At 44.0% G+C, this 26824-nt stretch carries 17 protein-coding genes and 1 riboswitch; of the genes, 5 read left to right on the plus strand and 12 right to left on the minus strand.

All coding sequences use genetic code 11. The features are described from left to right. Positions 1–41: 41 nt before the first annotated feature. The 9 genes from ACUUHJ_RS28920 to ACUUHJ_RS28960 form a co-directional block, all read right to left on the minus strand. Positions 42–407 (minus strand): glycosyltransferase family A protein, encoded by a 366-nt coding sequence (locus ACUUHJ_RS28920; RefSeq protein WP_289678164.1) that lies wholly within the window; start codon positions 405–407, stop codon positions 42–44. 70 nt (positions 408–477) lie between these two features. After that, positions 478–1185, minus strand: coding sequence for a response regulator (locus ACUUHJ_RS28925; protein ID WP_015893575.1), 708 nt, complete (start codon positions 1183–1185; stop codon positions 478–480). A 33-nt stretch (positions 1186–1218) separates the two neighbouring features. Further along, on the minus strand, positions 1219–2361 hold the full coding sequence (locus ACUUHJ_RS28930; protein ID WP_289674892.1) for a sensor histidine kinase: 1143 nt from the start codon (positions 2359–2361) through the stop codon (positions 1219–1221). Beyond that, positions 2358–3374: a polysaccharide deacetylase family protein gene (locus ACUUHJ_RS28935; protein ID WP_289674894.1), complete on the minus strand. Its 1017-nt coding sequence runs from the start codon at positions 3372–3374 to the stop codon at positions 2358–2360. Before ACUUHJ_RS28935 ends, ACUUHJ_RS28930 begins: the two co-directional genes overlap by 4 nt. Before the next feature lie 148 nt (positions 3375–3522). Continuing rightward, positions 3523–4728, minus strand: coding sequence for a methionine adenosyltransferase (metK, locus tag ACUUHJ_RS28940; RefSeq protein ID WP_015893578.1), 1206 nt, complete (start codon positions 4726–4728; stop codon positions 3523–3525). A 133-nt stretch (positions 4729–4861) separates the two neighbouring features. Continuing rightward, positions 4862–4963, minus strand: a riboswitch (SAM riboswitch). A 61-nt stretch (positions 4964–5024) separates the two neighbouring features. Then, positions 5025–7601 (minus strand): S8 family peptidase, encoded by a 2577-nt coding sequence (locus ACUUHJ_RS28945; RefSeq protein ID WP_472300727.1) that lies wholly within the window; start codon positions 7599–7601, stop codon positions 5025–5027. Between the two features lie 179 nt (positions 7602–7780). Further along, the gene (locus ACUUHJ_RS28950; RefSeq protein ID WP_289674896.1) at positions 7781–8776 is read right to left on the minus strand and encodes an SLAP domain-containing protein; all 996 of its coding nucleotides are present in this window, start codon (positions 8774–8776) and stop codon (positions 7781–7783) included. Positions 8777–8816: 40 nt separating this feature from the next. Then, a complete protein-coding gene (locus tag ACUUHJ_RS28955; RefSeq protein ID WP_472300728.1) occupies positions 8817–9764 on the minus strand; it encodes an SLAP domain-containing protein in 948 nt (315 codons plus the stop codon). Between the two features lie 91 nt (positions 9765–9855). Continuing rightward, positions 9856–10803: an accessory Sec system S-layer assembly protein gene (locus ACUUHJ_RS28960; protein ID WP_472300730.1), complete on the minus strand. Its 948-nt coding sequence runs from the start codon at positions 10801–10803 to the stop codon at positions 9856–9858. 649 nt (positions 10804–11452) lie between these two features. Between ACUUHJ_RS28960 and istA the strand changes: the two genes are divergently transcribed. The 5 genes from istA (at position 11453) to ACUUHJ_RS28985 (ending at position 18106) form a co-directional block, all read left to right on the plus strand. Beyond that, positions 11453–12955 (plus strand): IS21 family transposase, encoded by a 1503-nt coding sequence (gene istA, locus ACUUHJ_RS28965; RefSeq protein ID WP_472298126.1) that lies wholly within the window; start codon positions 11453–11455, stop codon positions 12953–12955. Further along, entirely contained in the window at positions 12952–13671 is a 720-nt protein-coding gene (gene istB / locus ACUUHJ_RS28970; protein ID WP_092272886.1) for an IS21-like element helper ATPase IstB, read from the plus strand. The genes istA and istB overlap by 4 nt, the downstream gene beginning before the upstream one ends. Before the next feature lie 569 nt (positions 13672–14240). Next, entirely contained in the window at positions 14241–16046 is a 1806-nt protein-coding gene (locus ACUUHJ_RS28975; RefSeq protein ID WP_472300731.1) for an Ig-like domain-containing domain, read from the plus strand. Between the two features lie 330 nt (positions 16047–16376). After that, positions 16377–17240: a tyrosine-type recombinase/integrase gene (locus ACUUHJ_RS28980; protein WP_472301253.1), complete on the plus strand. Its 864-nt coding sequence runs from the start codon at positions 16377–16379 to the stop codon at positions 17238–17240. A gap of 56 nt (positions 17241–17296) precedes the next feature. After that, the gene (locus ACUUHJ_RS28985) at positions 17297–18106 is read left to right on the plus strand and encodes a hypothetical protein (RefSeq protein ID WP_472300733.1); all 810 of its coding nucleotides are present in this window, start codon (positions 17297–17299) and stop codon (positions 18104–18106) included. A gap of 752 nt (positions 18107–18858) precedes the next feature. On the opposite strand, the gene ACUUHJ_RS28990 is transcribed toward ACUUHJ_RS28985, so the two are convergent. From ACUUHJ_RS28990 to ACUUHJ_RS29000, 3 genes are all read right to left on the minus strand, one after another. Then, entirely contained in the window at positions 18859–21735 is a 2877-nt protein-coding gene (locus ACUUHJ_RS28990; protein WP_472300734.1) for a beta strand repeat-containing protein, read from the minus strand. Between the two features lie 118 nt (positions 21736–21853). Beyond that, positions 21854–25021, minus strand: coding sequence for an S-layer homology domain-containing protein (locus tag ACUUHJ_RS28995; protein ID WP_472301254.1), 3168 nt, complete (start codon positions 25019–25021; stop codon positions 21854–21856). Between the two features lie 450 nt (positions 25022–25471). Next, positions 25472–26680 (minus strand): TolC family protein, encoded by a 1209-nt coding sequence (locus ACUUHJ_RS29000; protein WP_289674907.1) that lies wholly within the window; start codon positions 26678–26680, stop codon positions 25472–25474. Positions 26681–26824: the final 144 nt, after the last annotated feature.

Below are 26824 nucleotides of genomic sequence, written 5' to 3' on the forward strand. Positions count from 1 at the left end.
TCTATTTTCGACAGCTCGTAATATTTACGCTCACCAAATTTTTATGCTCCCTCTTTATTCTCCCGCAGATCAATGACGATGGTTCCAGCCGCCATCTCCTCTTGTACGTCACCCAAACAATATCCGTACGGATAACGTTTCAAGACGGCTGTCATCTGTTTCGTATCATCGTCAGACCCATCATCTATCAAGGTAATTCGGATTGGTCTGCCACTCCAATACGATCGAAACAGCAGACTCCTCACTACACGTTCTAGCACCTGTTCCGAATTGCGCACCAGCAACCGATAATGCTCATGCGGGAGCTCGTTCGCGGTATCCGTCCGATTGGTCCAGCGCTCCGCGATCATTACCAACAAAGAGGAGCAGCCAAATGCTGCCAAAAGCCATACAATCAGCTCTTCCATCACGGTCATACCTCCTCCTATACCAAGGTATGCCGCACGGCTTGAACAGAGTGCAGATCGGAAGCGCTTCCTACAATTTCACCCAGCCGTTTTTAATGGAGATGACAACAGCTTGTGTCCGGTCTTGAACATTGAGTTTTTGCAAAATGCTGCTGACGTGATTTTTAACCGTCTTTTCACTAATAAACAGGAATTCCCCAATGGCACGATTGCTTTTCCCTTCTGCCATCAGCTGCAATACTTCCCGCTCACGACGGGTAAGCGATTCGATCACTTTTGGATCGATGGCTTGCGATTCATCTACAGAGAAGCTACGCTCTGCCGTCCCTTCCTGCTCGCTCAGACGACGGAATTCTTCAATCAGCTTGCCCGTCACCTTCGGATGTATGTATGCACCACCACTCGCCACTACACGCACAGCGTCAACGAGGTCCGACGTTCCCATTTCCTTCAGCAAGTAGCCAGACGCTCCAGCTCGGAGTGTACGATACACATATCCCTCATCATCATGAATCGAGAGCATAATCACACGAGTAGAAGGGCTTACCGAAATCACATTTTCTGCAGCAGAAACGCCATTTATGTTTGGCATGTTAATATCCATCAACAAGACATCCGGCTTGTGCTCTTCCGCCAATACTGTGGCTTCTCCTCCGTCCGCACCTTCCCCGACGACCTTGAAATCTTCTTCCATTTCCAATATTCGCTTTACGCCTTCGCGAAATAATTGATGGTCATCCACAATCACAATGCGGAGTTCTTGCTGTCTCTTATCCATGGTTCATCCCCCAGTACTTATTTACGTATCACGTCACAATTTTATCGGTATTTGGAATATAACCTTGGTTCCCTCTCCCGGAGCGGATTGCAGCTCGACACTGCCCTCTAAGAGCTGTACACGCTCACGCATTCCCAAGAGTCCAAAAGAGTTGCCATTCGCCATGCGTTTTTCCAGATCGAATCCGACCCCATCGTCTTTGACGACAAGGCTTAACGAATCTTGTACAAATTCCAGCTTCACTTGTACGGTCGTAGCGCCTGCGTGCTTCTCCACATTGTTCAGACATTCCTGAACCAAACGGAAGATTGCCGCCTTTACAGAACTGCGCAAAGGAGGCTCCACACCGAATACTACCAGATCGATGGAAGACTGAATACGGTCTTCGCATGTTTGAATATATTTTTGCAAGGTAGGTACTAGCCCTAAGTCATCTAATGCCATCGGACGCAAATCAAAAATAATACGTCGAACATCCGCCAAGCTCAAGCGTACCATTTCCTTCAGCTCGTGGAGTTCCATTTGCGCTTCCAAAATGCGTTCGTTCTTCAGCATGCGTTCTACTATTTCCGAACGCAGTACGACATTCGCCATCGATTGAGCTGGCCCATCGTGAATCTCGCGCGCGACACGCTTGCGCTCTTCTTCCTGAGCCTGGATTACCTTTAAGCCCATCAACTGATGCTGCTTAGCCGATTCCAGTGCCTCGCCTATCTTGCTTAAGTCACCCGTCAAGTAACCAAGCACGACGCCCATTTGAGAAACCAGCTTTTCTGCTCGGACGATCGTTTCTTCCAAGGTACGCAGTTGACGCTCCAAATCATTTCTTCTGCGCTTCAAATTGTTTTCCCGCTCACGGTAAATGGACAGTTCTACCTGAATACGGCTCGCCTCTTCATACGCAACCCGAATGTCTTCCTCCGTGTACATATGAAAATTACGACTGACCAAGACGAGCTTGTTGCGCGATTTGCGATACGCGAGTTCAAGCGCATCGACTTTTTGAATCACTTTGGAAATCTCTTGTCGAAGTTCATGTAAATCAAACTTCAATGAGTTACCTTGCTGTCTGGCGTTTTCAGCTATATCAAATATTTGGGTTTTACTCGTTTCTACGGTTTCAATCGTTCGCTTGATCACCCCGTCCAGCACGCTGATGTCTATCGCTTTGTTCATGATTGCTCTCCTTCAAACTCATTTTTAGCCTTCGTGAACAACTGTTGGAGGTGCTCTTCTTCTACGTCTCGCAGTCCCATGTCATTGCGTGGAATAGCAAACGGATCTGTTCCCTGTTTTACGAATCCACGATTAGATGTAAACACATAGCGGTAGCCAGCTTCACGAGCTGTCTCCAGTACAATTGGACTTGTGTATCCAAACGGCAACGAGATGACTTCGATCTCTTGCTTCATCCAATCGCTTAAGCTGACGCGAGATATACGAAAATCCACAAAGAGGCGGTCCCTGTACTCTTTTTCGTCCTCTAAACGATGCAAGTCCTTCAGATAGACCGGAGCTGTTTCTGGGCCAAGATCGCCCCACTCATTTCTTTCTTCCTCTTCATGCAGACTGTACGTATGGGACCCGATTGTAACCAGTCCCGATTGAATCATTTCGTTAACTTGTTGACGCGTAAGTGGTGGCGTCATATTCTCCCGTTTTCGGTCAGCTACATCTCTTAAGCGCCCCGCAATCGCGAAGTTCACTGAAGGGTAGCCGTATGTACGTAAGATCGGAAATGCTTCTTTGTAGTAACTCTCATACCCATCGTCAAACGTAATCAAAACAGCATTCTCAGTCGGTAAGGTACCCGTCTCCATAAATCGCAGGAACTCCTCCAGCGAAATCGGATTCAGGTCATTATCATGCAAAAATTTCATGTGTCGGGCAAATTGATCAGGAGCTATGACATACCGCTGATTCGATTGATCCGTGACATGATGGTACGTCAAAACAACAACCTGATTGTTATACCACTTTTTCGTTTGAACCACTGCTTCTTCTGTTGGTGTGACGTTTGGCTCAGCATTTTTTGTCTCACTTATGCTTATAGACGTATCCACTTGGGGAAAAGGTTGCACTTCTTGTTTATTCTTTTTTTCCAGAAAAGATTCGCCTAAGAACCCAATAGCCACTATAAAAAACAAAAAAGTAAGAAACACGATCAGGAAGAGCCTTCTGTTCGGCAAAAAAACCCCTCCTCTACTTCCTCACTAGGAGATTCGACACAGTCATACAAATTCCTGTGCAACAATTGACCCAATAATTGGATGACTCTGCTCCTAAAAGAAAAAGAGCCCAGTAGCAACACCAGGCTCTTTTTATGTCTTTCGATTATTAGAGTTGAGCAGCCTCTTGCTTCAGAACTTCTGCTTTGTCTGTTTGCTCCCAAGGAACATTCAGGTCATTGCGTCCGAAGTGGCCATATGCAGCTGTTTGTTTGTAGATAGGACGACGCAGGTCGAGCTGCTTGATGATACCAGCAGGACGCAGGTCGAAGTGTTTGCGAACCAATTTCACCAGAGCTTCTTCGGAAATGGTACCTGTGCCGAATGTATCTACTGCGATGGAAACTGGTTGTGCTACACCAATTGCGTAAGCAACTTGTACTTCGCATTTGTCTGCGAGGCCAGCAGCCACGATGTTTTTCGCTACATAACGAGCCGCGTAAGCACCGGAACGGTCAACTTTCGTCGGATCTTTACCGGAGAACGCACCACCGCCATGACGAGCATAACCGCCGTAAGTATCTACGATGATTTTGCGGCCAGTCAAGCCAGCATCCCCTTGTGGTCCGCCAATTACGAAACGGCCAGTTGGGTTGATGAAGTATTTGGTTTCAGCGTCCAACAGTTCAGCTGGAACAACTGGTTTGATTACGTGTTCAACCAGATCTTGCTTGATTTGCTCCAAAGTTGTTTCAGGAGCATGTTGGGTAGAAATAACGATTGTATCGATACGAACTGGTTTGTCGCCATCGTACTCAACAGTTACTTGTGTTTTTCCGTCAGGACGGAGGTAAGCAAGTGTTCCGTTTTTACGTACTTCAGTCAGACGACGAGCCAATTGGTGAGACATGCTGATTGGAAGTGGCATCAGTTCAGGTGTTTCATTGCAAGCAAAACCAAACATCAAACCTTGGTCACCAGCACCAATTGCTTCGATCTCAGCATCAGTCATTTTGCCTTCGCGCGCTTCCAATGCTTGGTCTACACCAAGTGCAATGTCAGCGGACTGCTCGCCAATTGCAGTAATAACACCGCAAGTGTCAGCGTCAAAACCGAATTTCGCACGGTCATAGCCGATTTCACGAATGGTTTCACGAACGAGCTTTTGGATATCCACATAAGTGTTTGTAGTGATTTCACCTGCTACGAGAACCAAACCAGTAGTTACGGAAGTTTCGCAAGCTACGCGAGCGTTTGGATCTTTGGACAGGATCGCATCCAAGATGGAGTCGGAAATTTGGTCACAAATTTTATCCGGATGTCCTTCAGTTACAGATTCGGATGTAAACAGACGACGACCTTTTTGCAAAGCCATGAGAAAATACCTCCTTTGACCTCATACAAATAGTGTGGTAGCCGAGTTAGGATTTTATCTACGTAAACGCAAATAAAAAACCTTTTCCAATTTTTAGGAGGAAAAGGTTTGAGCGTTTTTTGCTTCCTTCATCCTCTTATCGGCCAGAACAGATGTCCGTTCTGCTGGTTAGCACCGCTCTAGCTCGGTTGCCGGGCTTCATAGGGCCAGTCCCTCCGCCTGCTCTGGATAAGAGTATCCATTACGGATAATAGAATAATTGTTTTTTTCAGAGATGTCAATAGGAAAAATTTTACTTATAATTGATAGGCTTTGGAAAGTACCACCACTACCTCGGCGCGAGTTGCTCTTCCATTCGGTTTAAAGGAAGAACCGTACCCATTAACCCAATTTCTCGATGTCAAAGCCTCGATGGCAGGAGAAGCCCAGTGACTCGTTGGCACATCCCGATAATTCGAGGTACTGTGATTATACATCAACACATTACGTGCCCGGGCGATCATTACCGCCATCTCTGCACGCGATATCGGCTGATCCGGCTTCATTTCATTCTTCGGGTACCCTTTCAAAATTCCCAATTGATAAGCTACACCTAGGTTGTGATACGCCCAGTGCCGCTTTGGCATATCCCGGAAGGTCGTTTTTCCTGTGTAGGTAGTCGCTACCTTAGAACCGGTCGCACGCATCGATTTAAGCAGCATCGTCGCAAACTCCGCACGGGTCACTGCCTGGTTCGGCTTGAACGACGCATCATTAAACCCATTTACAATATCGCGAGAGCTAAGTCTGACGATCTCTGAGCGCGCCCAGTGGTCCGAAATATCGCGATAACCCGCTATCAATTTCTGCTGCGTCACCGTGAGCCGGTACGATTCATATTTGAACGAAGTACCACTATTAAGGCGAACATAATATTTTCCTGGCTGCAAACGCAAACCCATAATATCGTTTCCTCGCTTAGACAGCTCCGCTACCTCATTCGTCGAAGCAAGCGCATAGTTCATGTTTCGATCGCTGTAGAGCGCGAAACGAAAGCCGCTATCGACAGGAATGTACGGCGCTCGGAACGTCACATACGATTCACTATTCACAGTAAATTGGAACCAATCGGAATCGGTAGCTGTCGGTATCGTGCCTGACATCACTGTCCCACCGCTTAACGGAGACGCTGTTTGATAGGTGTCATTCGGCTCATTAAAATCTTTTTTTACTGGTGTGTATCCCAGATCTAACTGATACTCGCCATTCACCGCATTGCGATTGTACTCACTCACACGGATGTAATACTTGCCTGGTGACACTTCTTTTTGGACGCGCTCTGTCGGATTGTCTTTTGTTCCATTATCGTAAGTAGGGTCCCAGACAACCATCTTTTTACCGAGCTCTTGTTTACCGATACTCAGCAATAGATCGACACGCTTGTTATCAGGACTAACAGTGACATCCAAATGTCCATATTCACGAACATAGTAGGAGAACCAATCCTGATCCCCTTCATCGTGAAAATTGCCTGTTACACTGATTTCGTTGCCTACGAGCGGCCTTGCCGTCTCTTGCGTATCGTTCGGTTCGTTACGGTCCGGATTGATGGTAAACTTACTCGTCAGCACGTAGGTAAAAGCGTTGTTGACCCCTCCGTTACGCATTAACCGGATATTCATTTTCCCCGCTTTGACCGGGACAGTTATCGTATCCCCATTTCCGAAGTACTGTGTAATCGGCGGACGATTCTCTGGGTAAAAGGTAGCTGCCATCGCGGAAGAAATACCGGATGTCACTGACGCTGTAAAACTGACCTTCCCATCGTAAGGGATGTCCATCTTTAGCCAGTCTATCGTATCTTTTGGTCCCAAATTTCCACGTATCTGAGACTCGATCGGAAACGCCTTTGCTGAGTACGTCTGATTATTCGGTTCCAAAAAGTCATAGGATAAGGACGTCCGAACTGCCTTGTCGACATTTAACAACCCGTAGCCCGTTTTCCGGTCCCATCCCTTTTCCCCTAAGTCCGTAGCCGTTTGATAAAGCAATTGTCTTACATCAAATGGACTTAGTTTGGGATGACGAGCTAGTATGAGAGCCGCTGCACCCGCTACTTGTGGTGCGGCTGCTGAAGTACCGCTAAAGGAACCGTATTTCCCCCCTAGCTTGGTCGTATAAACATTGAAACCTGGCGCTACCAGGTTAAGCTCAGGTCCCGTATTGCTTTGATACAGCACTTCATTGTTACTCCTTACAGCCCCTACTGCTACCACCGTGGGATAAGCTGCCGGATAGGCCACTCGGCTACTCTCATTGCCACTCGCTGCAATCAGAACCGCTCCGCTTCTTTCCGCTCGTTGCACAGCATTCGCCAGTTCTTTGGAGTAGGACATACTGCTGAGAGACATCACAATGACTTTGGCACCACGATCCAAGGCAGTATTGATACCCTTAGCAAGAGTCTGCACCGTAGTATCTCCATTTTTGGCCAAAACTTTAATCGGCAAAATCTTGGCATTCCACAAAACACCGGATACACCAATACTGTTATTCCCGCTAGCAGCCAGTACACCAGTTACTTCTGTTCCATGTCCGTTATCGTCCTGGGCAGATCTCCCGGGATTGACCAGATTCACACCCGGCAGAAGATTGTCCTTCAAGTCAGGATGCTTATAATCCGCACCAGAGTCTAGGACCGCGATGATAATCTGTTCATTACTATTTACGACTGACCAGGCCTGGTGAGCTCTAATCTGACTCAAATGAAGCTGGTTACTTAAATAGTAGTCATTCGATGCTGGTGGTGCTGCAGCGTAGATTGTTTGGTTGTTTGCCATCAGTAGTGCGACACTTATCGCAGTCGCTACTGACATGTTCACTGATTTTTTCATGTAAAACAGTCCTTCCTTCTCTCCCCTGCAAAATCAGCAGTCTAAAAGGAATTCAGGTATTTATCTTCTCGTCCTAGCATAGCGGATGAAAAGGGAGACATGCAACCCTGATTAGCCAATATTTGGAACGTTAGAAAAGTACAAAACCCTTTTCACCATGGGCAAAAAGGGTTTTCTCCTTACTGTAACAAACCTTTATTGTCTTCCACTTCAGGTGCTACCTGAGCTTTTTCTTTTTTTCTTTGCTGAGCTTTTGGAATAAAAGCAGTAACTTCCGCCAGATTTACCTCTTCCTTTTTAATGGAGGAGAACGGAATATCAAATGCCCATATACGATGGCTATTTGCTTCTACCTTCATGTTTTCCAGGGTAAAGTGTACACGTGCTACGGTATCGCCATCCTTATCATGAACGATAATCGGCACTTCAGTAAACTCCAGACGTTTTGCCAGACCGTTACGGAAAGCAACGATGACTTTCAGGCCGTTATCTTCACCTGGCTTGATGTCGAGGACTTGCAAGTCTACTTCTCCCTCTACAATCGGAGCCTTTTCTGCTGCCTGCTGCATGTATTGCTTGGATTCATCTGCACTCAGACCCAGATTAAAGTTTTGATTCTCTTCGACTTCGTGCTTTTCCGGCTTGATAAAGGCCAGCTTCAATGGAACCTCTTGTTCAGGAATACGGTCGAACTCATCCCAGCGGAACATGAATTCCATCGGACGGCTGGACATTTCCATCACTGGACCAGATGTAATCAGATCAAAAGTCTTTCTCGCGACTTCCTCTCCATCCTCCGTCACCAAAGACAACGGAAGCTTTTGCAGCAAAATACTGCGGTCAGTCGCATTGCGAACGTAGGTAAGAACCAAGAAACCATCATTGGTAACCTGCGTAAAGAAAGGAATGATACCTACTTCGTTACGAACAACCGGAGGCATTTCATCATGCGCGTATTGCAAGAGCTCATGCTCGGCTTCGTCCAATTGATCATCCCACGGACCGTTCAGCACCAAAAACAATTCCTTGGATTCCACACGGTTCGCAGATTGCTGCGGATTCTCTAATCCGGATACACCCAAATAAAACTCTCTATGAAGATTCTCATGAATATCTTCGCGTACTTGCTCCAAGCTCTCCTTGGAACCAAACCAATTTTCCAATAACCAACTCATAAGTCAACCTCCTCTTTCCCAACCTCAAAAGTATTGCGCCCTATTCTACCTCAAGCGTCCATCTTTTCAGGTCGGCATCAGGCTTTTTCACTAAATTTGGCGGGAATACAATCATCCACGGACGGCTGTAACCCGGCTTCACATTAATGCTGCTTGCGTCGAGTACACCTGTTGCTACCAGATCACCATTAGCATCAGCAATCGTCAGTTTTATTTCATCTGGACGGTAATCATGGGCCATCCCATTGCGGAAGAGCATCGCTGCTACCAAATGTCCTTCCTTTGTCATTCCGATGTCGAAGCCTGTAACCTGTACGGTATTAATCGGAATCATTGGCAAAGACTGCGTCAACGCTTCTAAACGATCCTTTTGGCGATCGGTCATGCGGCTTTCCATTTCAGGATCGAGCTCCAGATTACGCGGCCATACATGCGAATTTCTACCAGCCTTCATAACCACTTTCCAGCGGTTAAAGGTGAAGTTTTCATGCAGATAGCTCTCTTCCGGGAACAATACCTCCCATGGACGGCTGGTATGCGGTGGAATTGCGCCCATATCTGACAAATCCACCTTGATCCTTGCAAACGCATTATCATCAAGATAAATCGCTAACCCAACGTTTTTGATCCGCACTGGCTTATTTGTCGAGTTACGGAAGAACATCGCTACAGTCATGCCATTTGGCTGGGGAATCATACTGAAACCCGTTACGCTAATCATGCCTTTACGCATCTCTGGCAATTCTTCTTGCAAAAAGCGAAGCGTATACTTTTTCTCGGAATCCAGCTCGCTCTCCCAAATCGGGCTCAGGGACAATTCCGTACGAATTTTTTCAACTCCACCTACAGACTCTTCCTGTTGCTCGCTGCTTTCCATTTCGACCTCGGTGTTTTTCAATTCAGCGACATCGATAGCAGACTCTTCTTGAATATCTTTTTTCAGATCCTGTTGATCCTTACCTAAAAAATTCTTCATAAAGGAAAACATAGGCTACCTCCTCAAACGTCCGGACACGAACGAAGCTTCTCTTATCATGATAAACTTTTTTGACTAGCCCATGCAAATTTGCTCTCTTGCATTAAGCTCCTTGGGGAACGCTCACTTTCCAACGGGACAAGTCAAGCTCTTCCTTTTGAATGCTCTCAGGTGGGAAAATAAACAGCCACGGCTTGCTCGTATTTGCATTTACAGTCAGGCTTCCTAGTTCAAACAGACCTTCTGCCACTTTATCCCCACTTGCGTCATAGAGCGCCAGCGGCAACTTTTCGATGGACAGTGACTGAGTAGAGCCATTCCGAATTAAAAGCATCGCATTCAGGGCACCATTTTCTGTTCGACGAATCTGCACGCTCTGTATATTTACTTCTCCCTCATTTAGAGCAGGGAGTTTCTTCGCTAGTTCAATTAAGGACGTTTTTTGCTCATCAGTCAGCGCCTTAATCCAGGATTCCTCCAGTTCCAGCTGCTGTGGAAGAACCATTTTCTTCTCCGCCATTTCAAAAGCGATCTTCCAGTTCACGAGAAGAACTTCAACCTGTAAAAAGTGCTCTCTCGCAAATACAAACGACCACGGTCTTGCAGAACGCGGCGGAATTTCTCCGAGCTCACTCAAATCAAAAGATTGGCGGGTAAACAGCTCCTGATCCCCAAACAGTACCACCAGCGTCATCTCATTCAGGCTGATTGGACGGTCCGTGCTGTTCCGGACGAATGCTACCACTTCAATCCCATCGTCATGCGGAACGAGTGAAGTCCCTGCCAAGGAAATATTCCCTGGTTGCAACGGTTCCAGTTCCTGAGCCATAAAGGAGAGCGAGTATTTCTCTTGCGCCCCCAACTGCTTCTCCCACAATTCATGCAGCGAGAGTGTGGTGATGACGCCAGTTGAATCCTCATGTACCTGTTGCGCTTCCTGATGAGACTGTTCGGTATCAGCAGCGGAAAGAATCGATTCCTCCTGAACCTGCTCCCGCACCTCATTAGTTGTTGGTTTATTCCCCATTAAATTCTTCAAGAAGGATAACATATCGTCGCTCCCAACTTTTCTCTACATCTATATATAGTAACATTCGTCATCCACTATAGCATAGTGACATCCTTTTGCAACATAGAAAACTTGGCATTCCAAGCTGAAAACAAACGGTTTTTGCAACCTTTTCACAGTGCAATTCGTACTGTTAGTTATGTTAGGATACCCGTACGTAGCATGCGATGTCAAGGAATGGAAGGATGGGCGGTGGGACAAAAACGGAGAGCCTGGTTTGCTCACAGCCTCTAGGAGCGTTTCTTAGTCCGTCTATACTGTGCCAACGCCTTTGGGCGCTCACCTTGTCTTCGTTGCATATCTAATGAAGAAAAAATTTTCATGCTATCGAGATGCCAGAGATTTTGTGTATAACATTTCCATAATGAGTTAAAGTTTACAACGTTGTTTATTATTGATAAAATGTAAGGGTCTAAACAAATAACTTGGGGAATTTCTTTTTGGCCAACTGTCTTGTGCAGTTGGTTCTTTTTTATGTGAATACAGGAAAGAGCCTATCCCTGTGTTTGGCAAAATAAAAGTACACACTTTGGCAACCGAAAAGTGCAGACCATTTCCGAACATGAAAAAAGCCTTGCCAGCTAACTAAACAACCCCCTACTCTTCTATTTGCGGAACAGATAGGAGAGGGATGAAAGGAATGCTGGCAATGGCTCAACAATACTATATCAAATACTTGCGGGACGTAAAAGATCAATCGATCTCCCAGATAGCAGAACAAACTGGTGTTAACTGGAGAACAGCAAAGAAATATGCAGATTGTTCGGACTGGAACAAAGAAGAGTGTCCTCTTCGAGGAAAATTCCCTATTATGGAAGCTTATCGTGAGCAAGTGGATACTTGGCTTATGGAAGATCAAACCCGCCCCAAAAAGCAGAGGCACACGGCAAAACGTATCTATGATCGCCTTGTTTCCGAATTTGGCTTTGCAGGATCAGATCGTACCGTACGGTACTATGTTGCCAAGCGGAAGTTAGAACTGCAAATCGAAAAATCGGAACCTTATATTCGTTTAAAACATCCAGGTGGAGAAGCTCAGGCGGACTTTGGAACATTTCAAGCAATTATTGGCGGTGAACTGGTAGAGCGGAAAATGTTGATCCTCTCCTACCCTTACAGCAACGCGGCATTTGTTTTTGTTACTCCGAAGGAGAACACCGAGTGTTTCTTGGAAGGGTTACGGCGGTTATTTGAGATGAGCGGCGGAGTGCCTAATCGAATCTGGTTTGACAATCTTTCAGCGGCAGTTGTATCTGTAGGAACCGATGGAAAGAGAAAGCTTACAGACGAATTTCAACGATTTGCTCTTCACTATCGCTTCCAGCCTGTATTTTGTAATCCAGCTCAGGGAAACGAAAAAGGACATGTTGAGAATAAAGTTGGTTATGCACGAAGAAATTGGTGTGTTCCATTACCTGTAGCCAATGATTTGGAACAACTACAGTATGTTATCAATCAGCAAGCCTTTGAGGATTTGAAAAGACTCCATTATGCGAAGGGAGTCTTACAGCAAGAGCTTTGGGAGCGAGAGAAAATCAAGCTTTTGGAACTTCCTCTCGTACCTTACGAGGCTTTCCGTTTAGAATCCGTAAAAGCCAATGGATACGGTGAAGTTCTCGTTGATCAAAAAACGTTAAAGGTTCCATCTATCCGTTCTCACGAACGAGTATGGCTGAAGTATTGGTGGAACAAAGTAGACGTACTAAATGACAGCTATGAAGTCCTCATTTCACTACCAAGGGGATATATAGACGAGCCGATCCCAATTGATCTGCAAACGCTGTTGGAGCCACTTTATAATAGGCCGAAGGCTCTCGATTACAGTTCTGTCCTTGCTTTGCTTCCCAGCCAAACAAAAGCTTTTCTTCAATCTGTGGAAGGAAAAAGTCGCAAAGCAAGAATCGGCTGGATCATTCGAATGCTAAGAACATACCAAATTGAGGAGATCGAAAGATGCCTTACGCAAGAAAAGCAGGATGATGTGAGTCGATTGGAGCATGTTCTGTACCGTTTACGTCATCCAGAGATAATCCCAACACCTATGAAAGACAATCGAACACCGTCTGTTTTCGTTGGGTATCAGCCAGATCTTTCGAGATATGATCAACTTCAACGGACGGAGGTACGAAAATGAGAGAAGAATTACGTCAACTATGCAAGCAGATGAGATTAGCACATGTCATGAATATCTATGATCAAGTACCGTTTGAACACCCAACTCAGTTTCTTCATGCGGTTCTATCAGCGGAACGAAGTTCCCGTGAGCAGGGAAAAATCCGACGATTGTTACAGAAAGCAAGATTTACGCAAATAAAGACTTTTGAAGGGTACTCTTTCGAGTCGGTTTCGCTACCTGAGAGTGTAACGATTGAGGAATTGAAGAGAGGCTCGTTTGTAGAACGAAAGGAAAATGTTATTTTGCTGGGTGCCGTAGGCACAGGAAAGACGCATCTGGCCACGGCAATTGGTGTAGAGGCGTGTAAACAGGGGAAAAATGTGAGGTTTTATCGGGTTGCAGAGTTGGTTTCCATTTTGCAAACCAAGTTTCATGCTGGCAATCTACCGAGATTTCAGAAGGAATTAATGGATGCTGATTTACTAATCTTAGATGAGTTAGGATTTGTTCCGTTTCACAAGGATGGTGCTGACCTACTTTTCCATCTAATCTCAGAATGTTATGAGCGAATCAGTGTCATTGTTACCTCGAATTTGGAATTCAGCCAATGGAATACGGTTTTCGGAGATAACCGTTTAACCGCTGCCTTGATTGACCGTCTTGTGCATCATGCTCACATCGTAGCTTTCACAGGAGAGAGTTATCGCCTTCGGCATGCTCTTTCCCACCGTTAATAATAAAAATTTAGCCTGGCAAGGCTATGCACAAAATGGCTGCCGAACTCTGCACTTTTTACTTGCCAAATACACCTATCCCGAACGAGACAGGCTCTTTCTTATAAGTAAGCTAATTTCCGAGATCTATTCTTCCTGACTCTTCCGCCTGCAAATTCTTGGATGGTTTATTGCCCCCACCCATACCTTTTTGTATATGTATTTTTCGTACCAACAAAAACAAAAAGCTTATCCTACCCAAGGATAAGCTTTTACTACTAGTTTAGAGAACTATTCGTTAATAGAATGGCCCTTTTTATTTTTACCAGTTTTATTTTGCTATTTTTTCAAAACATCAACTTTCAAAGGCAAAAATACACTTCCATATTGTGGGGATTTCCATTACTTAGCAATTATCTACTTCCATATTCCTTTTTTCTACAAATGATGGGTAACATGGATACTATGAAAATATTGGTAGGACGTGATTTGCTGGAATTGGTGAACAATTATAAAATATAGTAAGGGTTAGTGCTATTAACGGTACAACTGTTGAAGTTAAATTCAACAAAGAAGTTGATGGAACATCTTTGTTTGATGCAAACGGTGCTTTGCTCGCTAATGTTGTAGCAATGAAAACAATTGATAGCGTTGACGCTGGTGCTCTGTCCGGTAAACTGAGCGAAGACGGCAAAACTTTGACTGTAACTACAGCAAATGCAGTTTCTAAGCGTTACAACGTAGTTATCGATGGCATCAAAGCTAAAGATGGCTCTGCTTTCGCTAAATACGATGAAGTTGTAACATTCGCTGCTGACACTACTGCTCCAGCTATCGTTTCCACTGTAAAAGATTCTGCTAGCACTTTCACTGTTACATTCTCTGAGCCACTTAAACAAATCGGTACTGTAACATACAAATATGCTGACGGTACTCCAGTTGCAGCTGGTGTTTCCAACAATCATGTCGCTGGTGCTGATAAAGTGACTTTCACTATGACTTCTGATATCGCAGCTGGCAAAACAGTAGTTGCGACAATCATTGGTGCGCAAGACACTGCGGGCAACCTGCTCACTCCAAACCCTGCAACTGTAACTATGGTTAAAGGTGCTTTGGACGGAGTAGCTCCAACAGTTTCTGCAATCACGCAAACAGGAGCAACTACTTTCACTGTTAAGTTCTCCGAGCAACTTGCTGCAAACCCAACAATCTCCATCGAGGGAACAGACGTTGATGCAGCTAACGTGGTTAAAGACGCAACAGATGCTACTCTCTACACTGTAACTGCTCCAGCTGTACTTGATGGTGCTAAAACAGTCACTGTAAAAAAATTCAATGACCTCAGCGGTGAAGTTGGTGCAGACACTAGCAAAGTTGTAGTGTTCACAAAAGATGCAACAGCTCCGAAAGTTGCTTCTTCTAATGTAGTGGTTGACGCTACTGATAGCAAGCAATATCTTGAACTGACATTTGATAAAGATGTTAAAGTTGCTACTGGTAAAGTAAATGGTACTGGTACTTTCGTAAAAGACCATATCACGAACACAATCACTGCAACTGAAACAGATGTTAAACAAGATGCAACTAACAAGAAAGTAGTTCGCGTAAACCTCGATGCTCTCTTGGGTGACGTAGCTACTGATGTTGAGGGTGCTACATACAACCTCGACCTGAAGTTCACTGGTGTAACTAGCGCTGCAGATGTAGCTGTAGAAGATGCTAAAGCGACATTTACCCGCGGTAAAGATGGTGTGCCAGCTAGTGATGCAGTTGTGAAAGTAACTGCTGTTGAGCAAGGTACTGATAACAACAAAGTAAAAGTTACTTTTGACCAAGCAGTAGACGGAGCATCTGCTACGAATGCAGCTAACTACAAAATTGACGGCGCTGTTGTTGAATCTGTAACATTGCTGCCAGCAGTAACTGCAAATGGAGCAACTACTCAAGTTGCTGTTCTGAACCTGAAAGCTGGTTCTAACGAATTCACTGGTACTCGCAACATCAACATCTCTGATGTGAAAGCTCTTGGTTCTACTAAAGTGATGGAGCCATTCCACATTAACACAGTCGAACTGAAAGAGAACGTTGCTCCAGTTGTAACTTCTGCTAAGTTGACTGGAACAAAAGAAATCACTTTGACATTCTCTGAAGCTGTTCTGGGTGGAGCAGAAGTTGATTTCGAAGTATTGATTGAAGGTAAATCTCAAGCTACAGCTGAGAATGTAGATGCTGCTGTTGATGCAACTGCAACAAATACTGCTAAAGTAACAATTGCAGAAGTTGATGCAGACAAAATCAAAAAAGGTATCTCTCTGAAAGCATTGACTTCGATCGATGTGAAAGATGCTGCAGGAAACGTTTTGTCCGTTCCAGCTAACATTGTTGTTACTCAGTAAAGAAATATTACTTCATAAGCTCTATCAAAAGAGCAAGGGAAGTTGAAAAAGACCCCATACGCAGAAATGTGTACGGGGTCTTTTTTTGACCGTTATAAAAATATTTGTAATCCGTTGCAAATGCTGGAAGGGACTAACGTAGTCATGCACTAGCCCCTTCCATTTTTCGATTGAATGTAGCTGAAAAGTTATAATATTTTCAATGACAAAACACTTTGTTTTATTGTATTTAAATATCCAAAAAACGGTTATACTTAAAGTATTGCCCTTACCTTACAGGTACTCTTTTTACTTGAGTACACTGGCATTTATGGTGGTGTTTTGAGACAAATGGTCTTAACTCAAGCGATAAATATTTTCTTGCAATACCTGTCTTCAATTGGCCGGAGTGAACAAACGATTACGGGGTATAAAAAGGATTTGTCATACTTCACCCGTTTCCTGGAAGGCAAATACAACTGCGAACCATACATCGACGAAGTATTGGTAACGGATATTGAAGATTTTCTTCTATATCTTAAAACAGAACGAGCCTATGCTCCTGTCAGTAGACAACGAAACCTTCATACTTTCCGTTCATTTTTTGCTTATGCTCAGAAAAAAGAATGGGTCCCCCGGAATATTGCATTGTCCGTTGAGAAAATAAAGGTACAGCAAAAAGAAAGAACATATTTGGAAGAAGCAGAGGTAGACGAGTTGGTTAATGAAATTCATCACCCACTCATTAGACTCGTCGTCATGGTTCTATACATGACTGGTATGCGAATTTCAGAATGTCTCAACCTGAAAGTCGATGAAGTGAAATGGGATCAACAAGTAATTCATGTAGTGGCGGGTAAGGGAAACAAGGATCGGTTTATTCCCATCTCCCCTCGTTTACTACCGGTGTTGAAAGAATATGTACTTCATCATCGACCTAATTCTGATTACAATCGTTTTTTTTGTACAAAAAAAACAGGTAAACTTTCTCCGGTATACGTAAATCGAGAAATTACGGAAGCCGTCAAACGATTAGGGTGGAGCAAGAAAGTGACAGCTCATATCCTCCGCCACAGCTTTGCAAGTCAACTAGTAAAAAAGGATGTTAATCTGGTTCAAATACAAAAACTTCTAGGACATTCATCTTTGAACGTAACCAGTGTTTATACACACACCAATTTAGATCAGCTGCGAGATGCGATCAACCACTTGTAGGTGAGTGTATAAAATATCCAAACACTTTAAAAGAGAGATATATAGGAGTGTAGAGAGTGGATATACGTACAGAGAAAAAACCAATCTATGATGAGCGTGTCAATGAGATATTGCGCGGCATGGTTGAGGGAAAAACGCGAGATGAGCTAGCGAAGGAATTGGGACATAAGAATTACAAGACGTTAGATATATACATGCGTCGCAAGAACTTTATGTGGGATCGTTATAAACAAGCCTATGTACCTATACATACAAGTACTGAGAAGTGGGATCCAAGCAAGGATTTAATGAAGTCTTCGATGGAGTCGACGATTCTCTCTCTCTTTCAGAAAGAAGGAGCAGATGCGAAGACGATTGCCAAACGTATGGGCTTTCAGGATCATCGGGAGCTGGCAACATATATGAGGGCAAAAGGATACAAGTGGTGTTCTGATACGAAGAACTATGTGAAGGAATATGGGAAACTTGAGGAACAGGAAAGGAAATATAGCGAGTCAGAAATGAAAGTTATGGAGCACTCTCTGGAAGAACAAGAAGGGCCTTCTATAACGAATAGAGTAGGTCATACGCCTTCGAATCAGCTTGATCAGTATCTTTCCCTACTCGAGATGCTAGAGCGCAACAGAGGCCGTCTAATCGATCTCATTGTGCCTGGCTCGGAATCAGGTAAAGTTCCGCGATATGCGGTGCCTGGCGTTTTCGTTACGAAGTCCGTCCATATGACAAATACACTAGACCAACTAGTGCGGGAATATAGCAAAGAGAAAAACATTAGCCAGCGAGATATTTTTGCTGTGGCTTTGATTGAGTTTTTCAAGCGGTATGGGTATGAGAGAGAGATCAGTACCTTAATTGGTAAAGTGTAAGTATTCTCTTCGTATAAGTGATCAACATATTGGTTGAACATCGCCTCCTGAACCAGCGGCTTGCATCAGGTTTGGGAGGTTTTTTATATGTAAAGATATTAGGTCTACAATGTTCTGGAATGGCTTTGTCCACGGCGCATCTTCAATGGATGCGATCGCTCTCCGCCAGTTTTCCTCTCCATGCCTGTGTTTCCACTACAGGTACAAATGGCATGCCATCCATACTACTATGAACCCGCTGCCATCTTATCAACCTCACCGGTGTGAACCACTTTTTCAGATAAGACTTCAAACGGTCCACCTTGTCTATCTCTAGTTTGCTGGTCTTAGGTCCCCACTATACAATCCGAGAAAAACAGGTTTAACAGCCTGAATTGTTCCTGTTTCGTCTGCACGATCTGGGGTGCATCGCCTGTTGTTAAACCCCTAGCGCTTAATTACCTAACAACAGCTATCTAGTTTTGAATCACCATGGATTCTGTCCCTGACCATAGTCAACTTTTAAAGAGCCCCCTTGCATCTCAGCAAGTACGACTTCACCTGAATTCATGAGGGGAGTTGGTATAGGACTGCTTTTCGTGAAGGAGGATTAGGTACATGAGGGGTTAGGCTATTCTCATGGATTGAGATTACACCAGTATATTTTACAGGACAATTAGAGAAAGCCCCTAGACCGCTTTGAAAGTTGTCTAGGGGCCGTTCTCCACTTCTTTCACTCAAATAAGTTTATGAAGTAACGTTTCGTGATTTTTTTAAGAGATTGTGATGTCGAAGGTTTCAGTGACAGTGCCACCTTTACCATCGTTAGCAGTTACAGTGATCGTTGCAGTACCTGCAGCAACTGGAGTAACTTCTACGTTCATTCCGTTTACAGTAACTGTTGCAATTGCGTTATCGCTGGATGCTGCAGTCAGAGTCAGAGCATCGCTATCTGCATCAGCAAAAGTGTTAGAAGCGTCAACTGTTACTACACCACCAGCAACTGTGCCTGTTGTATCATTCAGTGCATTTACTACCGTTGGAGCATTGTTTGGCGCTGGAGTTACGTCAGTCGCAACTGTTCCGGAGGTTTCTGCAGCGATTTCGTTACGTTGTGCGGAAGCATCACGTACGGGTTTAACAAGTTGTACTTTAACAGAAGATCCTACATCATTAGAAGTAAGTTCTTTCAATTTAATTGTAGCTTTATCTCCGGCTACATTAACGTCGAGTACAGTGTAACCCTCAACTGTGAATGCATCAAATGCAACGGAACTAGCTTGCAGAGCTTCGGAGAATGTAACTGTTACAGTGTCGTACTTACCGTTTGCACCTGTATCAGCAATCTCACGGCTTGCAATGGTTGGAGCAACATAATCTGCAACCGCTCCATTTGCAATAGTGATAGTGCTACCGTTAGATACGTTTTGATCATTAGTAAGACCATTTTGTGCGATTTGGATTGCACTTCCAGCCAAATCAGACAGATCTGTTTTCCATTGATTAGCAGGAGCTGTTACAGTTACTGTAGATTCACCGGCACCATTTACATAAGTTGCACCTGTTGCTGCTACACCATCAATGCTAAATTTATTAACATCAATAGCGTTCAGGGTTGTATTCACTTTGAACTGAATAGTATTTTTGCTAATTGCTTTTACAGAATCAGCAACGATACTAGCATCAGTCAGATCAGCTGTACCAATAGTAACGATGTTGGACAAGCTAGCGGTTGGGTTACCAGCCAGGTCACGAACTTGACCTACAAGCACACCTGCCAAGTTGCCGGTTCCCAAATTAGCTACTGGAGCTGGGAAATTAATTACTACGCTCTTAGCATCAGCACCGATGCTAATTGTAGTACCAGCTGGAAGAGCAGATGGGTTAGTACCTGTGCTAGAAGCCAAACGATAGTTGTTCACGTCAAGTACTGAACCAGCACCGGATGTTGCCATTTTTTCGCTAAAGCTTACAAATACTTTCTTCAGATCAGCTGAGTATGAGCCAGTTCCAGTTACTGTTGGAGCAGCTGTATCAGCAACAGTGAAGGTAGTAGTGTATGCAGCAATTTTATTTGGTACAAGAGCAGTATCAGTGATAGATTCTGCTTTAATGCTCAAGGTATAAGTATCACCATTCAAAGTACCAGTAGTCAGACGGTAAGTGTTAGTAGTACCTTGTTGTAGTGCTTGTGTTACCGATACAGGGGCGTTAGTAGAATCTTTCAAAGTGAAATCAGAAGGATCAACATTAGTAACTGCTTCACTGAAAGTTACATCTACATGCGTGCTGTCTACTGCTTTAACTGCAGTCACAGTTGGCGGGGTTGTATCGTTAGTAATTGTAGCAGTCAAAGTGCTATTAGCAACTTTGTTTCCAAACGCATCTTGCAACTGCTTCGTTGCGTCTGTTGTGTTGTTTAGGTAAATACTTACGCTTCCAGCAGGAAGTGGAGTTGTGAAGCTAACTGTAAGAGTCTTACCATCTGCAGCGATAGAGGCATTTCCTTTGTAGCTAGGCTGATTATTAATGGTATGGAATACAGTGAAATCTGTGTTCAGCACACCAGCGCCAGCAAAAGATACAGCTTTGTCAAAGGTGATTTCTGCAGAAGTTTGAGTAACAGATTTGAGTGTAGCAACAGGTGCTACAGCATCAGCTACATAATTAAAGCTGACATCTGTCGTTGGTACAGCAAATCCAGCAAAGTCCTTGATTTGGTTACCAGATGCTGTGCCAGCCGGGTTAACTTTAATTGTGTGTTGACCATTTGGTAATACAGAACCCAGAGTGATCTCAACAGTATCAAGAGTTCCAAGTACCAAGATTGGTGCAGCACCAAGAGAGTAAGTGTTGTTGTCGATAGAGAAAGCAGCATTTGCAAGAGTTGTTGCAGTTACTGGTTCAGAGAACTTAATCTGAACTTTTGTTGGTGCAGTCAGTTTTGCAGATACTACGGATGGAAGAGTGGTATCCAAGAAAGAAATAGACTTGGAAGTATCAGCTACTGTAGCCCCACTAACGGATTTAACACCTTTAACAACCAAAGTAGCAGTATCTTGGTTTGTAGCAGCGGTTGTCAGTGTCAACGTTACAGATTTTTTATCTGCGGACAATACTGGAGTACCGCCAAGTACACCTGTTCCACCAGTGAAAGTATAGTTAGTCAAAGTTGTCGCAGAATCTTGATCCAATTCTTTATCGAAAGCTACAACAATTTGTTTCAAGTTAATAGCACTTACAGATTCAACTTTCAGGTCACCTGTAGGAGCTGGGTCAACTTTAGATTTTGCATCTTCTGTACCGGAAGTAGTACCGTTGAGAGTTACTACATCGTACAGGTCAATGAAATCTTCTTTTACCAGCTTTTCTTCATAAGCTTTTGCGCGACCTTCATCAAGAATCTCTTGAAGGAAAGCACCGCGGCCTTGGTTGTCAACTTGTACAACCGCGTTTGGACCAGCAAGGCGAACATTTTCCAAGTAAGATTTTCTAGCTTCTTTGGTCATGTTCAATACTACATCAGTAGAATAGTATTTTTTGACGTTTCCGCCCATGTAAATACCCGCTTTAGGTGCTGCAAAAGCGGAAGCCGCCATGCTAGCTACTACTGCAGTCGAGAGAACTGAAAGGACTACTTTTTTATTCACGTACTACCCCTCCGTAAGTTTGATAGGAAGTTCTATTTTTATAGGGCATTTAGAACATAGAGGGGATATCCCCCCTCTATGCTCCCATTGCTATATTTCTTTGATAAAAGTGTTACTCTTAAGCTTCTTCGAATTTAACAGAAGCTGTATCGGTTTCACCTTTAGCGTTAGTAACTTTGACTTCGCCTTTAGTTACTTTAGAATCGTCTTGAACGTAGTATTGAACTTTCCAACCGTTACCGTCTTCGATCATGTCGTAAGTAGATTTGTCTACTTTTTTGCCTTCGATGTAGAGAGCGAAGTCTTTAACATCGGAACGAGTAACGCCATTGTTCAGTTCAACAACTACTTGATACAGACCAGCGCTGCTTACTGCTTTACCAGTGAAGCTAGATGGAATTGCATCCCATTTATCTGGATTTGTTGGCTCAGAAGGCTCTTGCTTCAAGAATGCTTCAGCATCATCTTCCAGTTTGTCTTTACGAACTGTCTTCTCGTCGGAAACGATCAGAACGTAGTCGTATTTAGTACCGGAGATGTCACCGCTGTCGATCATTACAACGTAGTCGCCTTCGTTAACGCCATCTGCTTCACCGAAGTCATCGTACAGATCGAAGTAAACTGTAGCAGATTTGATGCTAGCTTTCTTCTTGTTGTCGTCAGCATCTTTGTAAGTGATGGTGTCTTTGCTTACATCAGAAACCAAACCAACGACCATTTTGTCGATGTTTGCATCTTTCATGCCTTTTTCGTCAGTTACTTCTGCGAGCATGTCTTTAGCATTTTTGTTAACTACTTCAACTACATCGTCAACAACAACTTCGTCGTTGGAATCCACTGTGAATGCGATGAAGTCGTTACGACGGATGTCCTCATCTTTCAGATCGTCTTGATCGCCATCCAGTTTGTATTCTTTCTCAACGATTTTGTTGCTATCTTTCTCTTTTTCCCATACTCTGATGGTGTCTTTACCGCCTTTGCGACCAAAGTCGATCACTTGACCGTAGTGAGCATCACCAGTCAAACCATCACCTTCAACAACGAAGATTGCTTCTACTTCGTCTTTATCGTTTACAGTGTAGATTACAGACAGGTCGTTTTCGTCAGCAACGTCTTTGAACTTCGCAGTTTTAGCGTTTTTCAGTTCTTTACGTTTGCTGCTCTCTTCCAATTTACCAGTCATGTTGAAGACAGCTGTTTTGTCAGTAACTTCGTAGTCGCCAACCATGTCGTCGTCTTCATCAGCGAGGTCATCCCAAGCTTTACCGGATTCTTGTTCAACTTTTACAGGTTTCAGGAATTCAACTTTACCTGGTTTGCCATCTGCATCAAGAGTTACTTCTAAGAGCAGAGTGTCTTTGTCTTTGCTAGGTACCAGGATGTCTTCCAGATCATCTTCATTCTTGTTGTCTCTGGAGAAGTTTTTACCATCGAAGTCATAGATATCTTTAGGTTCGAGGGAAACAGTAATTTCCTTACCTTTTTGAGTCAACACACGGAAATCCCAAGTGTCTTTGCTGGAGTTGAAAACAGCTGAACGAGTAACGATTGCTTTTTGTTTGCGATCGTCGATAGCATCCTTAGTTTCGATGTGACGAACACGACCAGAAGCATCCAGGTACAGTTTTACTGTTTCGTCGTCCAAGCTGTCAACCAGATCCCAGTGGTCTTTGTCGATGTCTTGAACATCTTTGTTACCGTCATCGGAGAAAGTAGCACCTTCGTAAACGCGGTATGTTTTGTCGCCGATAGTCAGGCGGTAGTCGTTGTTGTTACGGCTAACAACTTTGTCTACTTTACCTTCTACTACTGTGTCAGTAGCGAATACCAGCAATTTGTCTTCGTCGCCATCAGCGTAGTATACGCTGTAAACCATGCCTTCTTTCAGATCGCTGAATTTAGCTGGTTTACCGTTGAGGAATACCAAGAAGTCTTTACCTTCTTCTTTGTCTTCCAGGTCGTTGAACTTGTCGTTATCACGGTTCGTGATTTTCTTTTTATCAGCATCGATTTTGGAGATAACTTCGGAACCGTATTTAACGCCTTCGTCTTCTTTGTTCATGGATTGGTCGTCAATAACGTGGATGTAAGCAATCTCGTTATTGTTGTCCAGAACAACTTTTGCACCGAAAGTGAATCCGCCATCAGCGTTGTCCTTGATGATTTCTTTCAAACCATCAACTGGATCGTTGAAGCGAGTGAAGTTGTAAGTTACTTTAGTGTTTTTGTTGAAGCGGTAGCTTTTTTCGCTAGCATCCAGCTCCAATTTCAGATCAGCCAGATCAGAGTTGCTCAGATCTTTTGGATCTTCGAAAGTTTTACCTTTCAGAGTGAACTCGCCAACGCGGTCCATGATAACTTCTTGGTCTGTGGAACCTTCCATCCAAACGATTACGTCTTCACGGTCGTCTTTGATCCACACTTGTACGTGTTGACCATCGAAATCGTTAGCGTTGATACCGTCAGCTACTTTGTAAGTAGTGTTGCCGATACCAGCGTCTTTACCGTTCAAAGTAACTTCGTTAGCTTTGATTTTGCCCAGACCGATAGCTGGTACGTTAGTTACCAATGGCAGGTCTTCGCTGTCGTTGCCAGCTTCTTGAGCCCATTCCATGTCACGAACAGTAACTTTCAGGTATTTAGTCAGGAGAGTTTCTTTCGTGATTTCATGACGAATGTCAGTACCGAATTCAACTTGCTCCATCAGGTCTACGCGAAGAGCGTTGTCGATCATTTTGAAGATGTCGCCACGAGTTGCTGCATTGTTAGGAGTAGTGATGCTTCTAGCAATGTTCAGCTCGGAAGCTTTGGAGATCATGCTGTTAGGCCATACACCCTTAACGGATGGCTCATAACCCAGTGCACGAACGATCATAGTTACAGCTTCAGCATAAGTAACTTGGTTTTGTGGTTTGAAAGATTTGTCCGGGAAACCTTTTACGATTTCTTCGCCGGAAGCTACGTTTACGAAACCAGCAAACCAATCAGTAGATTTCACATCTGTGTAAGTATTGCTGAATTGTGCCAATTTCGCACCTTGCTCCAGTCCGCGAGCGCGAACAACCAGAGTAGCGAACTCTGCACGAGTGATAGTTTTGTCTACACCGTATTCGCCGTTGCCATAACCTGCTACCAGGCCAAGAGCTTCCAGACGTTTTACGGTTTTTTCCATATCAGCGTCCATTTTTGGAGCTGTAGTAGTTGCTGCTTCTTCTGCTGCGAAAGCCATTGGAGCAACAGTAAGTGCGAGTGCACTAGCCAATACACTGTTAACGACCTTTTTCATAACCTTGTGTTCTCCTCCTCTAGTATAAACAAATTGTTCTTGGGGAATATTTGTTGTTAATCTATCTTTCTTTTTAAAGCCCGAATCCTGCAAGCGCGTGTCACCTCCTTTCGCAGGAAAGCCTCGCTTTTTGTGTTAAAAATCTCTAGTATATTCAGTATTGTGTAAAATGCAACAATCACTAGTGTAACACAACTGCTAGAATTCGTGAATCTTTTTTACACAATTCCCCGTTTTTCGTGTGACATCCTATTAAACGCCTGAGCGAATCAAAAGTTGCGGCGCCTTCGAAAAAAATTTAAAGTTTTTTTCGTGGTTCGTTATTCACCTGTCCATTATGTACGAAGTGACATCCGCCACAATCCGTATTATAGGGGACATATGGCGAGCTGTCACGACTGAACCTTTTTCCAATTTGGTTCAAAACCTCATAATTTTGCTTGAATTAGGTTAATTTCCTAATGCATTTTCAAAGTTTACAACAGCCAAGTTGTAAGACAGGATAGCTTTTTGGTACGCATTCTCACGAGTAGACAATGCTTCTTCCGATTGAATAACCTCTAAAGTCGTCGCAAGTCCATTTTCATAACGCAAATTTTTCAAGCGATAGCTCTCAGCTGCGGAATCTTTTGCTGCTTTTTGGAAGTCAATCGCCTCGCGAGCTGCGTTTAGGTTGAGGTATGCCTGTGCAACGTCCTTCGAAACGGTACGTTTTGCCTCATCAATGGCAATCTTCGATTTCTCAACGTTGTTGCGAGCTTCTTGACCAGAAAGAGTTGAAGCCGCCGTATACTCTGCGATCAGCTTCACATTCAATTCTGCCAGCTTGAGCTCTTCTTCTGCTTTCGTAATCTCCAAGCGTTTAGAGAGGGCCTCCTTCTCGGCATCTTTCATGGTGATCGAGATTGGAGCCATTTTTTTATTGGCAGAGACGATTTTCCATTCTTTTTGAAGATCAACGCCGAGGAAATCATTCAGATTCATCACGGCAATTTCCAGGTTATTTTCCGCGTTCGTCAACTCAGCTTTTGCACCAGCTACGCCCATTTCCGCTTCAAGGACGTCTGTTTTCGCGTTCGTCCCAACATCAAATGCAGCCTTGGCTACTTTCAGTTGTGCTTCAGCACGGTCTAAGCTTTGTTTTTTTAGGTTCACGTCATCCTGAGCAAAAATCAGTTTGTAATAGACATCTTGTGCGCCTAACTTGGTTTTTCCTTCTGTAGACTTAACAGCGAGGGCATTCAGCTTCTTGGTCATTTCACTTTGGGCGCTTCTCACATACTTTGCTTGCGCAGCATCTAAGGAATCCAGCATATCTGCTGTCATTTGTGCCGTGCTTCTATAGATGATCGAGTCGTTAATATCTGCATTTTTCGCATCCAAACGAGCATTTTGTAATGTGACGTTGCTTTTCAAGGCTTGTTCAATCGCTTTTTCCAGCGTCAACTCATCTGTTGCGGCAGTATCAGTCGTTGTCGTATTCGTTTTGCCTGCCTCAGCTGCTACTTTATCGGTAGACGCTTGTACAGTCGTAGGTGCCTTTGCTTGATCGGAGCCTGTATTCGCAGATGCTGTCAAAGTTCCTGCGCCAAGGGCTGTTGTTAATAATGCCGCCAAACTGATAGACATCCATTTCTTTTTCGAATATGGAAAATTCACTGACTTCCACTCCTTCATTTTATATTGAGCATAAAATTATTAACCACATTAAATATGTGGTTTGTCCCAAGATCACTATATCACAGAGTTATCCTTCTCACACGCAAAATTATGCCATACCAGCATTTTCATAAGGGAATCATA

It is taken from the genome of Brevibacillus schisleri (assembly GCF_055685845.1).

Coding starts and splice junctions, on each gene's coding strand:
- ACUUHJ_RS28920 (WP_289678164.1), bottom strand. CDS start 407: ATGGAAGAGCTGATTGTATGGCTTTTGGCAGCATTTGGCTGCTCCTCT.
- ACUUHJ_RS28925 (WP_015893575.1), bottom strand. CDS start 1,185: ATGGATAAGAGACAGCAAGAACTCCGCATTGTGATTGTGGATGACCAT.
- ACUUHJ_RS28930 (WP_289674892.1), bottom strand. CDS start 2,361: ATGAACAAAGCGATAGACATCAGCGTGCTGGACGGGGTGATCAAGCGA.
- metK (WP_015893578.1), bottom strand. CDS start 4,728: ATGGCTTTGCAAAAAGGTCGTCGTCTGTTTACATCCGAATCTGTAACT.
- ACUUHJ_RS28945 (WP_472300727.1), bottom strand. CDS start 7,601: ATGAAAAAATCAGTGAACATGTCAGTAGCGACTGCGATAAGTGTCGCA.
- ACUUHJ_RS28950 (WP_289674896.1), bottom strand. CDS start 8,776: ATGAGTTGGTTATTGGAAAATTGGTTTGGTTCCAAGGAGAGCTTGGAG.
- ACUUHJ_RS28955 (WP_472300728.1), bottom strand. CDS start 9,764: ATGTTTTCCTTTATGAAGAATTTTTTAGGTAAGGATCAACAGGATCTG.
- ACUUHJ_RS28960 (WP_472300730.1), bottom strand. CDS start 10,803: ATGTTATCCTTCTTGAAGAATTTAATGGGGAATAAACCAACAACTAAT.
- istA (WP_472298126.1), top strand. CDS start 11,453: ATGAAAGGAATGCTGGCAATGGCTCAACAATACTATATCAAATACTTG.
- istB (WP_092272886.1), top strand. CDS start 12,952: ATGAGAGAAGAATTACGTCAACTATGCAAGCAGATGAGATTAGCACAT.
- ACUUHJ_RS28980 (WP_472301253.1), top strand. CDS start 16,377: ATGGTCTTAACTCAAGCGATAAATATTTTCTTGCAATACCTGTCTTCA.
- ACUUHJ_RS28995 (WP_472301254.1), bottom strand. CDS start 25,021: ATGAAAAAGGTCGTTAACAGTGTATTGGCTAGTGCACTCGCACTTACT.